This window comes from Streptomyces sp. NBC_00370 (assembly GCF_036084755.1).
Taxonomy (GTDB): Bacteria; Actinomycetota; Actinomycetes; order Streptomycetales; family Streptomycetaceae; genus Streptomyces.
Genome location: NZ_CP107968.1, coordinates 6,231,490 through 6,248,139, shown reverse-complemented (window position 1 = coordinate 6,248,139; position 16,650 = coordinate 6,231,490). Strand labels below are relative to the sequence as shown.

The 16,650-nt window shown below is 71.1% G+C and carries 13 protein-coding genes and 1 pseudogene; 8 read left to right on the top strand and 6 right to left on the bottom strand.

Annotated elements, in window-relative coordinates; translation table 11 throughout:
- Positions 1 to 11: 11 nt before the first annotated feature.
- Positions 12 to 1,556, bottom strand: coding sequence for a type VII secretion protein EccB (gene eccB, locus OHS57_RS27995; protein WP_328583690.1), 1,545 nt, complete (start codon positions 1,554 to 1,556; stop codon positions 12 to 14).
- Between the two features lie 200 nt (positions 1,557 to 1,756).
- Here eccB and eccE point away from each other — a divergent pair, with 200 nt between their 5' ends.
- From eccE to OHS57_RS27955, 8 genes are all read left to right on the top strand, one after another.
- A complete protein-coding gene (eccE, locus tag OHS57_RS27990; protein ID WP_041983755.1) occupies positions 1,757 to 3,040 on the top strand; it encodes a type VII secretion protein EccE in 1,284 nt (427 codons plus the stop codon).
- A complete protein-coding gene (locus OHS57_RS27985) occupies positions 3,040 to 3,840 on the top strand; it encodes a hypothetical protein (RefSeq protein WP_328583689.1) in 801 nt (266 codons plus the stop codon). The genes eccE and OHS57_RS27985 overlap by 1 nt, the downstream gene beginning before the upstream one ends.
- A gap of 335 nt (positions 3,841 to 4,175) precedes the next feature.
- Positions 4,176 to 7,163, top strand: a complete 2,988-nt coding sequence (locus OHS57_RS27980) for an SCO5717 family growth-regulating ATPase (protein WP_328583688.1) — start codon at positions 4,176 to 4,178, stop codon at positions 7,161 to 7,163.
- Positions 7,164 to 7,360: 197 nt separating this feature from the next.
- Positions 7,361 to 9,232 carry an ABC transporter substrate-binding protein gene (locus OHS57_RS27975; RefSeq protein WP_328583687.1) on the top strand — a complete coding sequence of 624 codons (1,872 nt, stop codon included), beginning with the start codon at positions 7,361 to 7,363 and terminating at the stop codon, positions 9,230 to 9,232.
- Positions 9,233 to 9,235: 3 nt separating this feature from the next.
- Positions 9,236 to 10,312 (top strand): ABC transporter permease, encoded by a 1,077-nt coding sequence (locus OHS57_RS27970; RefSeq protein WP_328583686.1) that lies wholly within the window; start codon positions 9,236 to 9,238, stop codon positions 10,310 to 10,312.
- On the top strand, positions 10,309 to 11,271 hold the full coding sequence (locus OHS57_RS27965) for an ABC transporter permease (RefSeq protein WP_041983771.1): 963 nt from the start codon (positions 10,309 to 10,311) through the stop codon (positions 11,269 to 11,271). The genes OHS57_RS27970 and OHS57_RS27965 overlap by 4 nt, the downstream gene beginning before the upstream one ends.
- On the top strand, positions 11,268 to 12,287 hold the full coding sequence (locus OHS57_RS27960) for an ABC transporter ATP-binding protein (RefSeq protein ID WP_328583685.1): 1,020 nt from the start codon (positions 11,268 to 11,270) through the stop codon (positions 12,285 to 12,287). Before OHS57_RS27965 ends, OHS57_RS27960 begins: the two co-directional genes overlap by 4 nt.
- Positions 12,288 to 12,310: 23 nt before the next feature.
- A complete protein-coding gene (locus OHS57_RS27955; protein WP_328583684.1) occupies positions 12,311 to 13,309 on the top strand; it encodes an ABC transporter ATP-binding protein in 999 nt (332 codons plus the stop codon).
- A gap of 42 nt (positions 13,310 to 13,351) precedes the next feature.
- Here OHS57_RS27955 and OHS57_RS27950 read toward each other — a convergent pair whose 3' ends face one another.
- The 5 genes and pseudogenes from OHS57_RS27950 to rbfA form a co-directional block, all read right to left on the bottom strand.
- Complete coding sequence (locus OHS57_RS27950) at positions 13,352 to 13,813, bottom strand: hypothetical protein (protein ID WP_328585264.1); 462 nt, start codon at positions 13,811 to 13,813, stop codon at positions 13,352 to 13,354.
- 171 nt (positions 13,814 to 13,984) lie between these two features.
- A pseudogene (locus tag OHS57_RS27945) lies at positions 13,985 to 14,119 on the bottom strand (hypothetical protein); the annotation flags it as partial.
- Positions 14,120 to 14,176: 57 nt separating this feature from the next.
- Positions 14,177 to 15,130, bottom strand: coding sequence for a bifunctional riboflavin kinase/FAD synthetase (locus OHS57_RS27940; RefSeq protein WP_078863386.1), 954 nt, complete (start codon positions 15,128 to 15,130; stop codon positions 14,177 to 14,179).
- Positions 15,131 to 15,262: 132 nt separating this feature from the next.
- Positions 15,263 to 16,162, bottom strand: coding sequence for a tRNA pseudouridine(55) synthase TruB (gene truB / locus OHS57_RS27935; RefSeq protein WP_041983783.1), 900 nt, complete (start codon positions 16,160 to 16,162; stop codon positions 15,263 to 15,265).
- A complete protein-coding gene (gene rbfA / locus OHS57_RS27930; RefSeq protein WP_041983786.1) occupies positions 16,159 to 16,617 on the bottom strand; it encodes a 30S ribosome-binding factor RbfA in 459 nt (152 codons plus the stop codon). The genes truB and rbfA overlap by 4 nt, the downstream gene beginning before the upstream one ends.
- Between the last annotated feature and the right edge of the window lie 33 nt (positions 16,618 to 16,650).

Sequence of the window (16,650 nt, the reverse complement as noted above, 5' to 3'; positions counted from 1 at the left end):
CGTCACCCTCCCTACGAACCCTGCGGCTGGCGCGCGCTGTTGGTGTCGAGCCGGGGCCCCTTGGACAGGAACTCCGCCCACGCGATGGGCACGAGCGCCGGGGTGACCTTCTCGTAGCCGAGCCTGATCTGTGCCTCGCTCGGTTCGGGCCTGCCGTCCTGCTGCTTCTGCTGGTCACCGGTGCCGATGTCCGAACGCGACGCGTCGCTGTCGCCGTTGGCCTGGACGGCGTAGCGCAGTCCGGTGTCCGTCACCAGGAAGAGTGAGCCGTCGGGCGTGGTCTGCCCCTCATGCACCTGGGTGAAGAGCAGCCCGCTGCCCGGCGTGACGTACGTGCTGGTGCCGCCCGCGGTGACCTCGGCCGGGTAGGCGGGACCCGCCCAGGTGGACAGCGTGGCGGCGCCCTTGCCGTCGACCTTGCGCAGCACACTGCACACCGTGTCGCGTGCGCCGTCCCCCGCCGTGGAGTTGACCTGCTCGGTCCGCTCCTTGGGCCAGGCGTTGCCCGCGGCGAAGAAGTCGGCCTCGGGAGTGATCGACGCGGCGTCCACGGCGGCAGCAGCGCCGGCCATCCTGAGCTTGACCGTCTGCGGAGAGTTGATCAGCAGCCAGGCGGTGAAGTCCGACACGGGCTGGACCTTCCCGGCCAGCACGACGTAGTGCTGCGGTCCCGATCCGGTCTGCGCGCTGAGCACCATGCCGATCCGGTCCTGCCCTGAGGTCAGCCCGCCGCCGACGCCGGCGTCGTCCGCGACCTTGCCCGGGACCTGGGGGAAGTCGACGGGCGTGCCGGTGCGCAGCGTCGCCAGCCAGTCGTCGGTGACGGCCTGCGGCTCCCGGCCCACCCCGATGAGCGCACGGGTGAGGTTGTCCGTCGGGTCGCCCGTGAGCTGGTACTTCGTACCGCCCGCGTCGACGAGGTAGCGGGTGCCCTTCTGGCCCTGCACGTAGAGCACTTGGCCGCCGGTGAGCCGCTGCCTGCCCTCGGTGCGGTGGAAGTCGCGGTCGGCGAAGACGAAGGCGGCCTTCTGCACACTGCCGCCGGTGCCGCCGCCCGGCTGTTCGCAGACGGCCCAGCGCTTGGGCTTGGCCGCCTCCGTGTCGCTCGGCAGCCGGTCGGGCGCGTACGGGATGCCGAGGATCGGACCGCGCGGCGGCTTGCCCGCGTCCAGGATCTTGTCGCTGACCTGGACGACTCCGAACTGCTGCGGGGTGAGCAGCAGTCGGGCCGAGGCCAGGTTGAGCACCGGGTGGAGCAGGGTCTCCTTCTTCTTCCCGTCGGGCGTGGTCAGCACCACATAACGGGTCGTGGAGTCCTTGCCGACGATCACTTTCGTGCCCGGCTTGTCCCAGTCCTTGGGCGCGTTGGGTTTGAACATCCCCAACGCACCGAATCCGGCCAGGATCAGCGCGCCGACGATCACACTCGGCAGGACGGCGCGCAGCGGTCGGGGCGCGCCTTCCTCCGAACCTGAAGGTGAGGGTTGGAGAAACGCGGCCACCGTGCGTTTCTTCGCGAAGGTGTACGCGTTGAGCTCATCCCGCCGTGATGCCATGAGTCCCCATAGGTGAAAAAGGCGCGGTCTCCCGCCCAGGGGTCAGGTAGTCAGCATGCCCCCCGGGCCCTGCCTGGTTGTCGGACCGGCCCCCTACTATGCCTGTAGACGGGGCGTCGTGGTGTGGCGGGTAGGGTGATCCAGCTGCCAAAGCCCTGTCGTAGCAGGGTGATCGGGACGAATTGGGGGGATTCTCCATCATGGCTTCCGCGACGCAGACGCGGCCCGCCGCGGCCGCGCCGTCCTCAGCCGCAGCGCCGGGTCCGGCCGTACCCGGACTCAGAGGACGGCCAGGGCACTTCGGGCCGTTCCGCATGCAACAGTTCGTCCTGGTCGAGCTCGCGGCGGCGGTGCTTCTGGTGGCCTGGGTCATCGACACCCTCATGCTGGTACCGGCCGGTGTGATCGCCGCGTTCCTGGTGCTGCTCGCGGTGGTGCGCAGACACCGGCGGTCGCTGCCCGAGTGGCTGTCGACGGTGTTCGCCCTGCGTGCGCGCTCCCGCAGGGCGGCGTCCCTGGTCATCCCCGCCGGTACAGAACCGGGCCTCGCGCCCGCCGTCGAGTGTGATCCGGCGCTGCGTACGTACTCGTTCAGCGACCGCGACCGACGCCCGGTGGGCATGGTCGGCGACGGTACGTTCCTGACGGCGGTCGTCCAGATCGAGTCGGAGGGCACGGCGCTGCGCCCCGACCGCTCGGCGCGGCCCCTGCCCATCAGCCTCGTGCGCGACGTGCTCGATGTCGACGGCATACGGCTGGAGTCGGCGCAGATCGTGCAGCACACCCAGCCGGCGCCCGCCCCGCATCTGCCGCAGCAGTCCGTCGCCGCGCGCAACTACGCCCCGTTGCAGGCGCAGACCGGCTCACCGGCCGTCCGGATCACCTGGATCGCGCTCAAGCTCGACCCCGAGCTGTGCCCGGAGGCGGTGGCGGCGCGTGGCAGCGGCCTGACGGGGGCGCAGAAGTGTCTGGTGCGGACGGCTGACCAGTTGGCGAGCCGGCTGACCGGCGCCGGGTTCCGCGCGACGGTCCTGACGGAGCAGGAGCTGACGGCGGCCGTCGCGATCTCGTCGTGTGCCAACCCGATGGCCATCGCCCAGGCGGGCCGGACGGAAACGCCGACCCGGCGCACGAAGGAGACGTCGCGCACCTGGCGGTGCGACGACCGCAGACACACCACGTACTGGGTGGGCCGCTGGCCCCAACTGGGCGGCGGTGGCGCCTCGATGCCTCAGCTCGTCGCCCTGCTCACGTCGATCCCCGCCCTCGCCACCACCTTCAGTCTCACCCTGGGGCACGGCGAGCGGCAGGGCGTCACGGTCAGCGGGCATGTCCGGATCACCGGCCGCAGCGACGAGGAGCTGGTGAGCGCGCGGCACGAGCTGGAGCGCGCCGCGCGCGGGGTGAAGACGGGGCTGGTCCGGCTCGACCGGGAACAGGTGCCCGGAATGCTCGCCACACTGCCGCTCGGGGGGACCCGCTGATGTCCACACCCCTCGCACCCGCCACCCCCAACACACCCATCACTCCCAACACACCGGCCACACCGGCGCGAGCCGCGGCACCGGTTCGTGGCAGCGGCAAGCCGCGCATCGGTTTCGGCCTGATCGGCCCGCGGCGGGAGCGGCACGCCCTCTCGGTCGACGAGCTGACGTCGCTCGCCGTGCCGGTCGGTGACGACGGCATGGTGATCGGCGTCGACGCCAACGGCCGCCCGGCCGTTCTCGGCATCAACAGACCCACCCCGTACGACGTCACACTGATCGGCGGTCTGTGGACCGCCCAGGTGCTGGCGCTGCGCGCGGCGGCGACGGGCGCGCGGATCGCCGTCGAGACGGGCCGCGCCGCCTCCTGGACGACGCTCGCCCAGGCCGCCGGCGGCGGACAGCCGTGCATCACACTGCACGACGTGGGACGCGTGCCGCCGCAGGGTGCGTCGGCGGTGAGCCCGGTGATCGTCGTGCGGGACTGTGGGATGCGGCCGCCGCGCGGCCGTGTGGTGTCGGCGCCCTGGCAGTCGGTGCTGACCCTGCTGCCGTATCTGAGCCCGGTGGCACCGCGGTTGATGGAGAAGTCGGGACTCGTCGGCATCCAGCGGGTCTCGCCGGACGAAGCCGCGCAGATCGGCCGGATCATGGAGCTGCCACGGGCCGAGACGGAGGCGCTGTCGACGCTCGCCGACGGTGTCACGCTGTGGTGCACCGCGCGGGACCGCCAGTTCGTGATGACGCAGGCGACGGACGCCGAGAACGGACTGCTGGGCAGCGCGCGCCGGATGGACTGAAGCGGACGAAGTGAAGCGGTACGCGATACGCCCGGCAGGTGCGGTTTTTGTCAGGATCTCGCATAGAAGTGGACGGATGTGCCCCCGGCGGACGTTCACCTCGGCCCGCCGCAGGTTCACTTGAGCGCGGACGTGACGTAACGGGTCTGCTGTCGTCGGGCGGTACGCCCTGCCCCGGGGTTACTTTTGACGATTAGGGTGGGTCAGGGCGCGGCAGAGAACCTGCGGGCAGACAGGCCGCGTCGGCAGGGGAAGAGCCGGGCGGATCCGGGCGTACAGACCGGACGCCCCAACCCACCACGGCACAAGGGTGCTCGACCACACCAGGAGGCAAAGTGAACGGCGATCGGGACGAGACCCGCGGCGGCTGGAACGTGCCGCCCGTGGACGATCAGTCCGACGCGGAGCCCGAGTTGACGGGTGAGTTCACCATCGACTACACCCCTCCCGCCTGGTACACGCAGAACGCGCCGGGAAGCACGTCCGGCAGCGGTGCGCCCGGCACCTCGGCTGCCGCGTCTCCCCCGCCGCCGGCGGGCACACCCGTCGCCGTGCCGGGGTTGCCGGCCGGCAGCGGGTACGAGCCGCACTGGACACCCGCGCCCCCGGCTGCCCCCGAGCCCAACCCCCCGGCCGAGCCCGCCCGTTCCGCGGACCCCGCGCCCGCCGCGCCCGAACCCTTCGGCGGCGGTGACATCGAGTCCGGCGCGACCATGCGGTTCTCGCCCGCCGCGCTGAAGCAGGAGATCGCGCGGCGCGAGGAGACCGGCGCCACGGGAGCGGCCGAGACACCACGCGCGCAGTCGGACGCCGACAGCGGTGCCGACTCGGACGCCCCGGACAGCACGAGCGGGGCGGCGGACTCCGAGAGCACCGCCGTGGCGGAGCCGACCGCCGGGACGGACAGCGCGGAGGACGCGGCCGGTACGGACGGTACGGACGACGCCGAAGCGGCCGCCGCACCGGACGCCGATGCCGAGACCGGCCCCGACGCGCACGCCGATGTCCCGGACGAGGAGCCGGGCGACGGCGAGACCGCTGCCCGGGCCGAGGCGGACGACCACCAGGAGCCGCCCGACAGCCCGCCCTTCGACTTCGACGCGTTCGGCGACGCCGCACCCCAGGGCGACGCGGCTCCCCAAGACGCACCGCCCGCCGACGCACCGCCCGCCGACGCACCTGCCGTTGACGCACCGGCTCCCGCACAGCCCTGGTCGGCGCAGCCTGTGCCGCCCGCGCAGCCCCTGCCGCCCGCGCCGCAGCCCGCGTCTTCGCCGGGGCTCCCGCCACTGCCGGCCGCTTTCCAGCCGGCCGCACCGGCACCGGCGCCGCAGTGGCCCGTACCCAGCCAGGCCGCCGAACACCCCGCGCCGCAACCGCCCCAGCCACAGCCGCCCCAGCCTCAACCCCAGCAACAGCCGCAGGGCGGGTACGGCTTCCCCCAGCAGGCCCCGCCCGCGGCGGCACCGCCCGCGGCGTACGCACCGGCCCAGCCGCCCGCCGTACGGCAGGGACCGCCGGTCCCGCCGCCGGGTTACGGCTTCCCGCAGCCCGCGGCCCCCGTACCGCCGCAGGCACCGCAGCCGCAGCCGCAGCCGCCCCAGCAACAGCAACCACAACAGCAGGCACAGCCGCAGCCGCAGGGCGGGTACGGCTTCCCCCAGCAGGGACCGCCCGCGCCGCACGGGCAGCAGCCGTACCCGCCCCAGCAGCCCTATCCCGGTCAGCAGCCGTATCCGCCGCAGCAGGGCAGGCCCGGCGCTCCCCCGGCTCCGGCACCGGCTCCCGCGCCGCTGCCTCCGCAGTCGACCGGGCCCGGCTCGTCGGCCAACCTGCCGGTGCAGGCGTCGCAGAACCTCCCCGCCCAGCAGCAGCCGCCGGCCCAGCAGCCGCAGCAACAGCCGCCGCACCAGGCGCCGCCGGTGGATCCGCGGAGTGGGGCGGCCTGGCCGTCCCCCGTCTCGCACGACCATCGCGAGCGTTCGGTGCCCGGCGCGCCGCTCGGCTACACGGCGGCCGTCGAGCTGTCGTCCGACCGGCTGCTGCGCAACAACAAGCAGAAGGCCAAGAGCAGTCGCGGCCCGTCCGCCGCCGCGCGGTTCAAGATCGGCGGCAAGGCGGCGGAGGCCGAGCGGCTGCGCAAGCTGGAGCTGATCCGCACCCCGGTGCTGTCCTGCTACCGGATCGCGGTCATCAGCCTCAAGGGCGGTGTCGGCAAGACGACCACGACCACGGCGCTCGGCTCCACGCTCGCCACCGAGCGGCAGGACAAGATCCTGGCGATCGACGCCAACCCGGACGCCGGGACGCTGGGCCGCCGGGTGCGCCGCGAGACCGGGGCGACCATCCGCGACCTGGTGCAGGCGATCCCGTATCTCAACAGCTACATGGACATCAGGCGCTTCACCTCGCAGGCGTCGTCGGGCCTTGAGATCATCGCGAACGACGTCGATCCCGCGGTCTCCACGACGTTCAACGACGAGGACTACCGCCGTGCGATCGAGGTGCTGGGCAAGCAGTACCCGATCATCCTGACCGACTCGGGTACGGGCCTGCTCTACAGCGCCATGCGCGGGGTGCTGGACCTGGCCGATCAGCTGATCATCATTTCGACGCCGTCCGTCGACGGTGCCAGCAGCGCGTCCACGACGCTCGACTGGCTGTCGGCGCACGGCTACGCCGATCTCGTACAGCGGTCCCTCACGGTCATCTCCGGGGTGCGCGAGACCGGAAAGATGATCAAGGTGGATGACATCGTCCAGCACTTCGAGACGCGCTGCCGCGGTGTGGTCGTGGTGCCCTTCGACGAACACCTGTCGGCGGGCGCCGAGGTGGACCTCGACATGATGCGCCCCAAGACACGGGAGGCGTACTTCAACCTCTCCGCGCTGGTCGCCGAGGACTTCTCGCGCGCCCAGAACGCGCAGGGGCTGTGGACGGCCGACGGCAACCCGCCGCCGCACATGGTGCCGCCGATGCCGGGCATCCCGGGATATCCGGCGCCGGGTCAGCAGACACCCGGTCAGCCGACGCCCGGCCAGCCGTATCCGCAGCAGCAACCGCCGCCGCCGCCGTACGGTCAGCAGCCCGGACAGCCGCAGCCGTACCCGCAGCAGCAACAGCCGCCCCAGCACCAGCAGCCCCCGCAGCAGCCCTATCCGTACGCACAGCCTCATCCGCAGCAGCCGCCACAGCGGCCCGGTCCGCCGCAGGGCTGGCAGAGCCCGTTTCCACCGGAGGGCCAACCGGATCTGCAGGGTCCGGTTCCTCCGGAGGGGCGGCCTCCGCAGCCCCCACAGGCACCGCCAGCGCCTCAGCAGTAAGGCGACAGAGGTTTAGACCAATGAGGGTCCGCACCGTCTTCACGGTACGGACCCTCAGGGCATTCCCGCAGACCACACCGGGTTTTGACGGCCGTTGACGTGGCTGGACAAGCGCTGATAAACCTTCGCTTCACCAGATGTCGACCCACAAACAACCCAGTCTCTTCTTGCGAGTGATGACACGAGGTCACCGGCCCATGGTCCACAGTTCTCCGCGCACACCGCGCCTGCCCGTTCGGCTACGTTCCCGCTTCCGACTGCTCATGGGCTCCGGTGCCGCCGCCGCCGCACTGGTGGCCGCGAGTGTGATCCCCTTCGGCCCGCTCGCCCCCGCGCCCCAGCAGGCACAGGCCGCCGACAGCGGCGGCAAGAAGGTCCTCACCGTCGCGGTCAGCCAGAGCGTGGACTCCCTGTCGCCGTTCCTGGCCCAGTCATTGGTCAGTACCAGCGTGCTGCGGCTGGGCTACGAGTTCCTGACGAACTACGACCCCAAGGACGCCCACACCGTCCCCGGCTTCGCCACCGCGTGGAAGACCTCGCCGGACAAGCTGACCTGGACCTTCACCATCCGGAACAACTCCAAGTGGTCCGACGGTGTGCAGGCGACAGCAGCGGACGCCGCCTGGACGTTCAACAAGATGATGTCGGACCCGAACGCGGCCACCGCCAACGGCAGCTTCACCGCCAACTTCAAGAAGGTCACGGCGCCCGACCCGGCCACCCTCGTGATCCAGCTGAAGAAGCCGCAGGCCACGATGTTGGCGCTGGACGTGCCGATCGTGCCCAAGCACATCTGGGAGAAGGTCACCGACTTCTCGAAGTTCAACAACGACAAGTCGTTCCCCATCGTCGGCAACGGCCCGTTCGTCATCACGGACTTCAAGGTCGACCAGTACATCAAGCTCAAGCCGAACAAGTCCTTCTGGCGCGGCGCGCCCAAGTTCGACGAGCTGGACTTCAGGTACTACAAGGACCAGGACGCGGCGGTCGCCGCCCTGCAGAAGGGCGAGGTCTCCTTCGTATCGAACCTGACCCCCGCCCAGGCCACCGCGCTCAAGACCACCGACAACATCAAGGTGAACGACGCACCGGGCCGCCGCTTCTACGCCCTCGCGACCAACCCGGGCGCGAAGGCCAAGAACGGCGAGAAGATGGGCAACGGCAATCCCGCGCTGCTCGACCCTGCGGTGCGCAAGGCGCTGTTCGAGTCCGTCGACATCAACACCATCATCGACAAGGTCTTCCAGGGCCACGCCGCCAAGGGTGAGGGCTACATCCCGCCGCGCTTCTCCTCGTACTTCTGGAAGCCGTCCGACACCCAGCGCATTCCGTTCGACCCGGCGAAAGCGGCGCAGACGCTCCAGCAGGCCGGCTACAAGAAGAGCGGCGGCAAGCTGCTCGGCAAGAACGGCAAGCCGCTGAACCTGCGCATCCTCTGCCATGCCACCGACCCGAACGACAAGGCCGTCGGCAAGTACCTCCAGGAGTGGTGGGCCAAGCTCGGCATCGGGCTGAAGGTCGACTGCCTCGACAACGTCGGCGACCCGTGGCTCGCCGGCGACTACGACCTGGCGATCGACGGCTGGTCGGTCAACCCGGACCCGGACTACGTCCTGTCCATCCATACGTGTGACGCGCTGCCCGCCACGCCCAAGGACAGCCCGGCCACGGACAACTTCATCTGCGACAAGCAGTACGACGCGCTCTACAAGAAGCAGGCGGCGGAGTACGACCCCGCGAAGCGCGCCGATCTGGTGAAGCAGATGGAATCGCGTCTTTACGACACCGGCTACATGAATGTCATGGCCTATCCGAACGCCGTCGAGGCGTACCGTACGGACCAGATCAAGTCCATCACGACGATGCCGGAGGCCGCCGGCAACATCTGGGGCCAGGACGGCTACTGGAGCTGGTGGTCGGCCGTTCCGGCGGACAGCAGCAGTGACAGCTCCGGCGGTTCGTCCTCGACCGGCCTGATCATCGGGATCGTGGCCGTTGTCGTGATCGCCGGCGGACTTGGGCTGTTCGTCATGATGCGTCGCCGTTCCACCGCGGAAGACCGTGAATAATCCATGAGCACCGCAAGCACCCCCGGTGTGGTGCGGGAAGCGGCCGGCGGCCCGGTGAAGACCGGGCCGTCCGGCCCCGCCGCCCGCGCCGGCTCCGGCACCAGGACCGCGTATCTGCTGTATGTGGCGGGCAAGCTGGCAGGCGCCGTCGTCTCCCTCTTCGCCGTGCTCGTCACCAGCTTCTTCCTCTTCCGGGTCATCTCGCGCGACCCGATCAGGACCATGACCCAGGGCGTTCCGACGTCCGCCGCCCAACTGGCGACGCTACGCCATCAGTTCGGTCTTGACCTGCCCATGTGGCAGCAGTTCACGAACTACTGCGGCGACGCGCTCACCGGCGACCTCGGCACGTCGTACCAGTTCCACGCGCCGGTCGGGCAGCTGATCCTGGAGAAGGTCCCGGCGACACTGCTGCTCACGGGTGTCGCTGTGCTGATCTACTCCGCGCTCGGCCTGTGGCTCGGCACCCGCTCCGCCTGGCACAACGGCGGGCTGGGCGACCGGTTCAACACCGGGCTCGCGCTGACGCTGTGGTCGATCCCGGGCTTCTGGCTCGGGCTGCTGCTGATCATCGTGTTCTCCGTGGGCATGGGCCCCATTCCGGGGATATTTCCCACGGGCGGTATGTCGTCGGGCGACTCGTCCGGCTTCGGGTACGTCCTGGACGTCGCCCATCACATGGTGCTGCCGGTGATCACCCTCGTCGCCGTCGGATACGCCCAGACCCTGCTCGTCATGCGGTCCTCGCTGCTGGACGAGATGGGCAGCGACTATCTGACGACGGCGCGCGCGAAGGGGCTGCGGGACGACCTCGTACGCCGCAGGCACGCCGTGCCCAACGCGCTGCTGCCGACGGTCACGATGGTCTTCATCAACGTCGGCTTCGTGGCGGGCGGTTCGATCCTCGTCGAGACCGTCTTCTCCTGGCCGGGCCTCGGCCAGCTGTTCTACCAGGCGCTGAGCGTGCCCGACCTGCCGCTCGTGCAGGGGCTGTTCGTCGTCTTCGCCGGTGCGATGATCCTGATGAACCTCCTCGCCGACCTGCTCTATCCGCTGCTCGATCCCCGGGTGGGCCGATGACCGTCGCGAATACCCAGACCCCCGACACGCCGGACACCCCCGAGCCCGCCGAAGCGCCCCGGGCGCGGGCCAGTTCCTCCTCGCTCGCCTGGGAGCAGCGGCGCGCGTCGACCGCCCGCTTCTGGCGGCAGTACCGGACGAACAGGGCCGGGCTCATCGGGCTCGTCGGGCTCGTGGTGATCGGGCTCATCGCCGTACTCGCCCCGCTGCTCGTCGGCAGCGACGTACAGAGTGTGACCGAGGCACCGGGCAAGGCGCTGGAGGCGCCGAGCGGTCAGTTCCCGCTCGGCACCGACCAGTTCGGCCGGTCGCTGCTCGGCCTGCTGGTATGGGGCTCCCGGGTGTCGCTGACCGTGGGGCTGCTGGCGGCCGCGCTGTCCGTGGCCATCGGGACCCTGGTCGGCATCATCTCCGGGCACTTCGGCGGCTGGTTCTCGACCGTCGTCATGCGGATCACCGACTGGTTCCTGGTGATGCCGACGCTGGTGCTGGCGATCGTGCTGACGACGGTGATGTCCCGGTCCATCTGGACGGTCATCCTGGCGATCGGTGTGACGAGCTGGCCGACGACCGCGCGGCTGGTGCGCGCGCAGACCATCGCCGTCGAGTCGCGCCCGTACATCGAACGGGCCAGAGCGCTCGGCGGCGGGCACGGCCATGTCATGAGCCGGCACGTGCTGCCCAACGTGATGCCGCTGGTGCTCGCGCAGACCACCCTCGGCATCTCCAGCGCGATCCTCACCGAGGCCACGCTCGCCTTCCTCGGCCTCGGCGACCCGACGGTCATCTCCTGGGGCGGCATGCTCCAGGACGCGCGCGAGGCGGGCGCCGTCTCCTCGGGGCACTGGTGGTACCTGGCGCCGCCCGGAATCGCCATCGCCCTGGTCGCCCTGGCCTTCACACTCTGCGGTCGCGCCATCGAGACCGTGCTCAACCCGAAGCTTGGGGTGGCCAGATGACGTCGTCGAACCTGCTGGAGATCAAGGACCTGCGGGTCACATACGGCTCGGGGGCGTCCGCCGTCCCCGCCGTGCGGGGCGTCGACCTGGCCGTCGAGCCCGGCAAGAAGCTCGGTATCGCGGGCGAGTCGGGGTGCGGCAAGTCCACGCTGGCGCTGGCGCTGCTGCGGCTGCTGCCCGCGACGGCGAAGCTGTCCGGGGAGATCCTGCTCGACGGCGAGGACGTCCTCACGATGAAGTGGGGCCGGCTGCGCGCCGTGCGGTGGGCGGGCGCCTCGATCGTCTTCCAGGGCGCGATGCACTCGCTCAACGCGGTGCACCGCATCGGGGACCAGATCGCCGAACCGGTCCTGCTGCACCAGCACGCGACCCCGGCGGCCGGGCGCAAGCGCGCGATCGAGCTGCTGGAGCAGGTCGGCCTGCCGGCCGCCCGCGCCGACGCCTATCCGCACGAGCTGTCCGGCGGGCAGCGTCAGCGCGTGATGATCGCGATGGCGCTCGCCTGCGATCCGCGGCTGATCGTCGCGGACGAGCCGACCACGGCGCTGGACGTGATGATCCAGGCGCAGATCCTGCGGCTCATCGAACAGCTCGTCGCGGAGAAGGACATCAGCCTGCTGATGATCAGCCATGACCTGGCCGTCCTGTCGGACACCTGCGACCGGCTCGCCGTCATGTACGCGGGCCGGATCGTCGAGGAGGGCCCGGCGAAGGCGGTGTACGACAACGCGGCGCACCCCTACGGAAGCGCCTTGTCCGCCGCCTTCCCGAGGATCGGCGACCCGGCCTCCCGGCGCGCCCCGCGCGGACTGCCCGGCGATCCGCCCGACCCTTCGGCGCTGCCGTCCGGCTGTACGTTCCATCCGCGCTGCCCGGTCGCCCTCGACAGCTGCGCGCACGAGGACCAGGAACTGCGGGACGCGGGCCCCGGCAGGCGCGCCGCGTGCGTGCACGTGTCCCCGGCCGGCCCCGCGGTCCCCACCGCCCCCGAGGCATCGGCGGGGAGCCCGGCATGACGGCCACCCCTCAGGAGCTACCCATGACCATCACCCCGCTGCTCTCGGCCGCCGAGCTGAACGTCACCTTCCCCGGCAGGCGCGGCGCGGCCCCCGCGCGCGCGGTCGACGGGGTCGACCTCGACATCGGGGCCGGGGAGATCGTGGCCCTGGTCGGCGAGTCCGGCTGCGGCAAGACGACGCTGGCGCGCGCGCTGCTCGGCCTGGTCCCGCCGACGTCGGGAGCGATCACCTTCGCGGGCGAACGGCTCGACTACCACGCCCGGGCGCTGAAGTCCTACCGCAAACGCGTCCAGTTGGTCCTCCAGGACCCGAGCGGCTCCCTCAACCCACGGCACACGGTGTACGACGCGGTGGCCGAGGGCCTGCGGATCCACGGCCGCCCGGCCGACGAGCGCGAGGCGGTCGCGGAAGCGCTGTCACTCGCGGGGCTGCGCCCGCCCGAGCGGTTCTTCCTGCGCTACCCGCACGAGCTGTCCGGCGGCCAGCGGCAGCGCGTCGTCATCGCCGGCGCGCTGGTCCTGAAGCCCGAACTGATCGTCGCGGACGAGCCGGTGGCGTCCCTGGACGCGTCGGTACGCGGCGAGATCCTGGCGCTGCTGCTGTCGCTACGCGACGAACTCGGCCTGTCGGCAATGGTGGTGACCCACGACCTGGGCCTCGCCTGGAACATCGCGGACCGGGTGGCGGTGATGTACCTGGGCCGGATCGTGGAGACGGGCCCGGTCGAGAGGGTACTGACGGCGCCTCAGCATCCGTACACACAGGCGCTGTTGTCGGTCCTCCCGGAGTCGGAGGGCGACCCGGTGGTCCTGACGGGCGAACCCCCGGACCCGTCCCGCATCCCGGAAGGCTGCCGCTTCCACGCCCGCTGCCAGGTACTGGCGTCGGGCGAGGCGGAACGGGCGGGCGTGGCGGACCAGTGCCGTACGAAGGCGCTGCCGGTACTGACGGGGGGCGACGCGGCGCAGGTCGCGTGCCACTGGGCTACGGCGACGGCCACGGCACCGCAGGCGGGATGACGCGTGGCCGTTCGCAGCGCGACGGCCGCGCCGCCGACGGCTTCAGCTGGGGGACAGCGCCCGTCGCGCTCTGACCTCCGCCGGCAGCTCCCGTACCAGCGACGCCGCGAGCAGTGTGCCCAGCAGCCACGCGAACAGCGGTGCGATCAACGGCGCGAGGAGCAGCGCCGGCAGCCTGCCGGCACTGGCACGACCGGGCACCGAGCGCTGCGCCGAGTCGTGCCGGCGCCAGGTCTCCTCCGCCGTCGTGGCCGGCGCGGCTAGCGCGGCCGCCAACTGCCGCCGCCCCCTGACCCAGCCCCAGACCCCGGCGGCGGCACACACCGCGCCGTACGCCACCTCGCAGCCGGCGCGCCACCCGGAGGGCATCCCGGACACGAGGTCGTGGAACCACACGAGCAGCGCCACGAACACCAGGGTCATGACGAGCAGCGAGAAGCCGCTGACGACGACGCGGCGCAGCCAGTAACGCGGTCCTCTGCGGTACCAGGTGGTGCCGACCAACGGCAGCCGACGTTCGAAGCGCCGTGCAGGAGACCGCCGACCACGCCGTGGTCGTGGATGTCCTCGCGCCGGTGCTCGTGGAACGTCTCGTCGAGCAGGTCGGTCGCGCCGATCGAGGCGCACCTGGGGCAGCCGGGCGTCGCGCATGGTCTCGGCGAACGGACCGAGTGATACGGCGATCCAGGGCTGTGCCGGACCGAGCGCTTCGACGAGTCCGCTCAGGCTCGTGAAGGCCACCGGCACCGGCGGACCGGTCGGTGAACGGATGGCCGTACCGGACGAAAGACGCCCAAATTCGTCAGCCATGACCACTGCATGCGAGAACTTGAACGGCTGGTCGCCGGAGGTTGACCAGCTGTTACATCAGTGCGCGTCGTAGCGGTCGATCAGTTCCCGGGAGCGCTTCACGTCGTCGCCGATCGCTTCCAGCAGCGCGTCGATCGACTCGAACTTCTGCTGGCCCCGCACGTACGACAGGAAGTCGACCGTCACATGGAGCCCGTAGAGGTCCAGGCCCACCCGGTCGATCGCGTACGCCTCGACCGTTCGTTCCGTACCCGCGAACTGGGGGTTCGTGCCTACCGAGATCGCCGCCGGCATGCGTTCGCCTGCCGCCGTGAGCCAGCCCGCGTACACGCCGTCGGCGGGGACCGCCGTGTGCGGCAGGACCTCCACGTTGGCCGTGGGGTAGCCGAGTTCGCGGCCGCGCTGCGCGCCGCGGACCACGATGCCCTCGACGCGGTGCGGCCTGCCGAGGATCTCCGCCGCGCCCGCCACGTCGCCTTCGGCGACCAGCCGGCGGGTCAGCGTGGACGAGAAGGGCTCGCCGCCACCCGCGGCGCCGCTCACGTAGAGGTCGACGACCTCGACCTCGTAGTCGTACGTCTCGCCCAGCTCGGCGAGGACGGTGACGTTGCCCGCCGCCTTGTGGCCGAAGCGGAAGTTCGGCCCTTCGATGACCGCGCGGGTGTGCAACTTGTCGACCAGCACCTTCACGATGAAGTCGGCCGGCGACAGCTTCGAGAACTCGACGGTGAACGGCAGGATCAGCTGCGCGTCCACGCCCAGTTCGGCCATGAGTTCCGCCCGCCGGTGGTGGGGGGCGAGCAGCGGGGGGTGGCTGCCGGGGCGTACCACCTCGCTGGGGTGCGGGTCGAAGGTCACCACGACCGACGGCACTCCCAGTTCACGGGCGCGCTCCACGGCCCTGCCGATGATCAGCTGGTGCCCCCGGTGCACCCCGTCGTAGGAGCCGATGGTGACGACGCTGCGCCCCCAGTCCTGGGGGATGTCCTCCAAGCCGCGCCAGCGCTGCACTGTGACCGCTCCTCGCCCAAACCGTGTACGTGATTGCCGATGTAGCCAGGTCCAAGACTGCCATGCCGGGACGTTCCGCTCCGCATCGGCATCGCGCGAACGCGAGCGGCATCGCGTGTGCCGGTCAGCCGGTCAGCCGAAGACGGCCAGGCTCTTCGCCTTGCCGTGCTGTTCCTCGACGAGCGCCAGGAAGCGTCCGTCAGGTCCGAACACGGCGACCGGCGCGCTCGCGAACTCGGGCATCTCCAGCCGCACCCCGTTGAGCAGCAGCTTCGCCCGCCGCTCGTCGACGTCCCAGCGGGCGAACGCGGCGCCCGCCGCGTCGGCGACCGGCATGACGGTCAGTTCCTCCTGGAGCTGGTCCAGGGTCTTCGCGCCGTCGAGGGCGTACGGCCCGACCCGGGTCCTGCGCAGGGCCGTCAGATGACCGCCGACCCCGAGCCCGGCGCCGAGATCGCGGGCGAGCGCCCGGATGTAGGTACCGGAGGAGCAGACGACGGAGACGACGAGGTCCATGACGGGCGTGCCGTCGTCGGCGACGGCCGGGCGTACGTCGTACACCTGGAACGACGAGACGGTGACGGGCCGCGCCGGGATCTCGAACTCCTCGCCGCCGCGCACCCGCGCGTACGACCGCTTGCCGTCGATCTTGATGGCGCTGACCTTCGAGGGCACCTGCATGATCGGCCCGGTCAGCTCGGCGACACCGGCGTCGATCGCTTCGCGGGTGACCGCGGAGGCGTCGGCGGACGAGGTGATCTCGCCCTCGGCGTCGTCGGTGACGGTGTCCTGGCCGAGCCGGATCGTACCGAGGTATTCCTTCTCCGTCAGCGCGAGATGGCCGAGGAGCTTGGTGGCCCGCTCGACGCCGAGGACGAGTACGCCCGTGGCCATGGGGTCGAGGGTGCCGGCGTGGCCGACCCGGCGGGTCCTGGCGATCCCGCGCATCTTGGCGACGACGTCGTGCGAGGTGAAGCCCGACGGCTTGTCGACGATGACAAGGCCGTCGGGCGTCGCGGTCTGCTGTGTCATTCGGAGCTGTCGCCGTCCGTCTCGGCGATGTCGTCCTCGCCGGGCTTGCGGTACGGGTCGGCCTCGCCCGCGTAGGTCTTGCCGGTCGACACCTCCCGTACCTCGGCGTCCTTGGCGCGCGCCTTGTCGAGGAGGTCCTCGATGGTGCGCGCGTTGTCCGGCAGGGCGTCGGGGACGAAGGCCAGGCTCGGTGTGTGGCGCACACCTGTCTGCCGTCCCACCTCGGAGCGGAGCACGCCCTTGGCGCTCTCCAGGGCGGCCGCCGAGGCGGCGCGCTCCTCGTCGTCGCCGTAGACCGTGTAGAAGACCGTGGCCTCCCGCAGGTCGCCGGTGACCCGGGCGTCCGTGATGGTCACGAAGCCCAGCCGCGGGTCCTTGATACGCCGGTCCAGGGTCTCCGCGACCACGACCTGGATGCGATCGGCGAGCTTGCGTGCCCGCGCGTTGTCGGTCACCGGTCCGTCACTCTTCCTTCTGGGTTTCTGGTG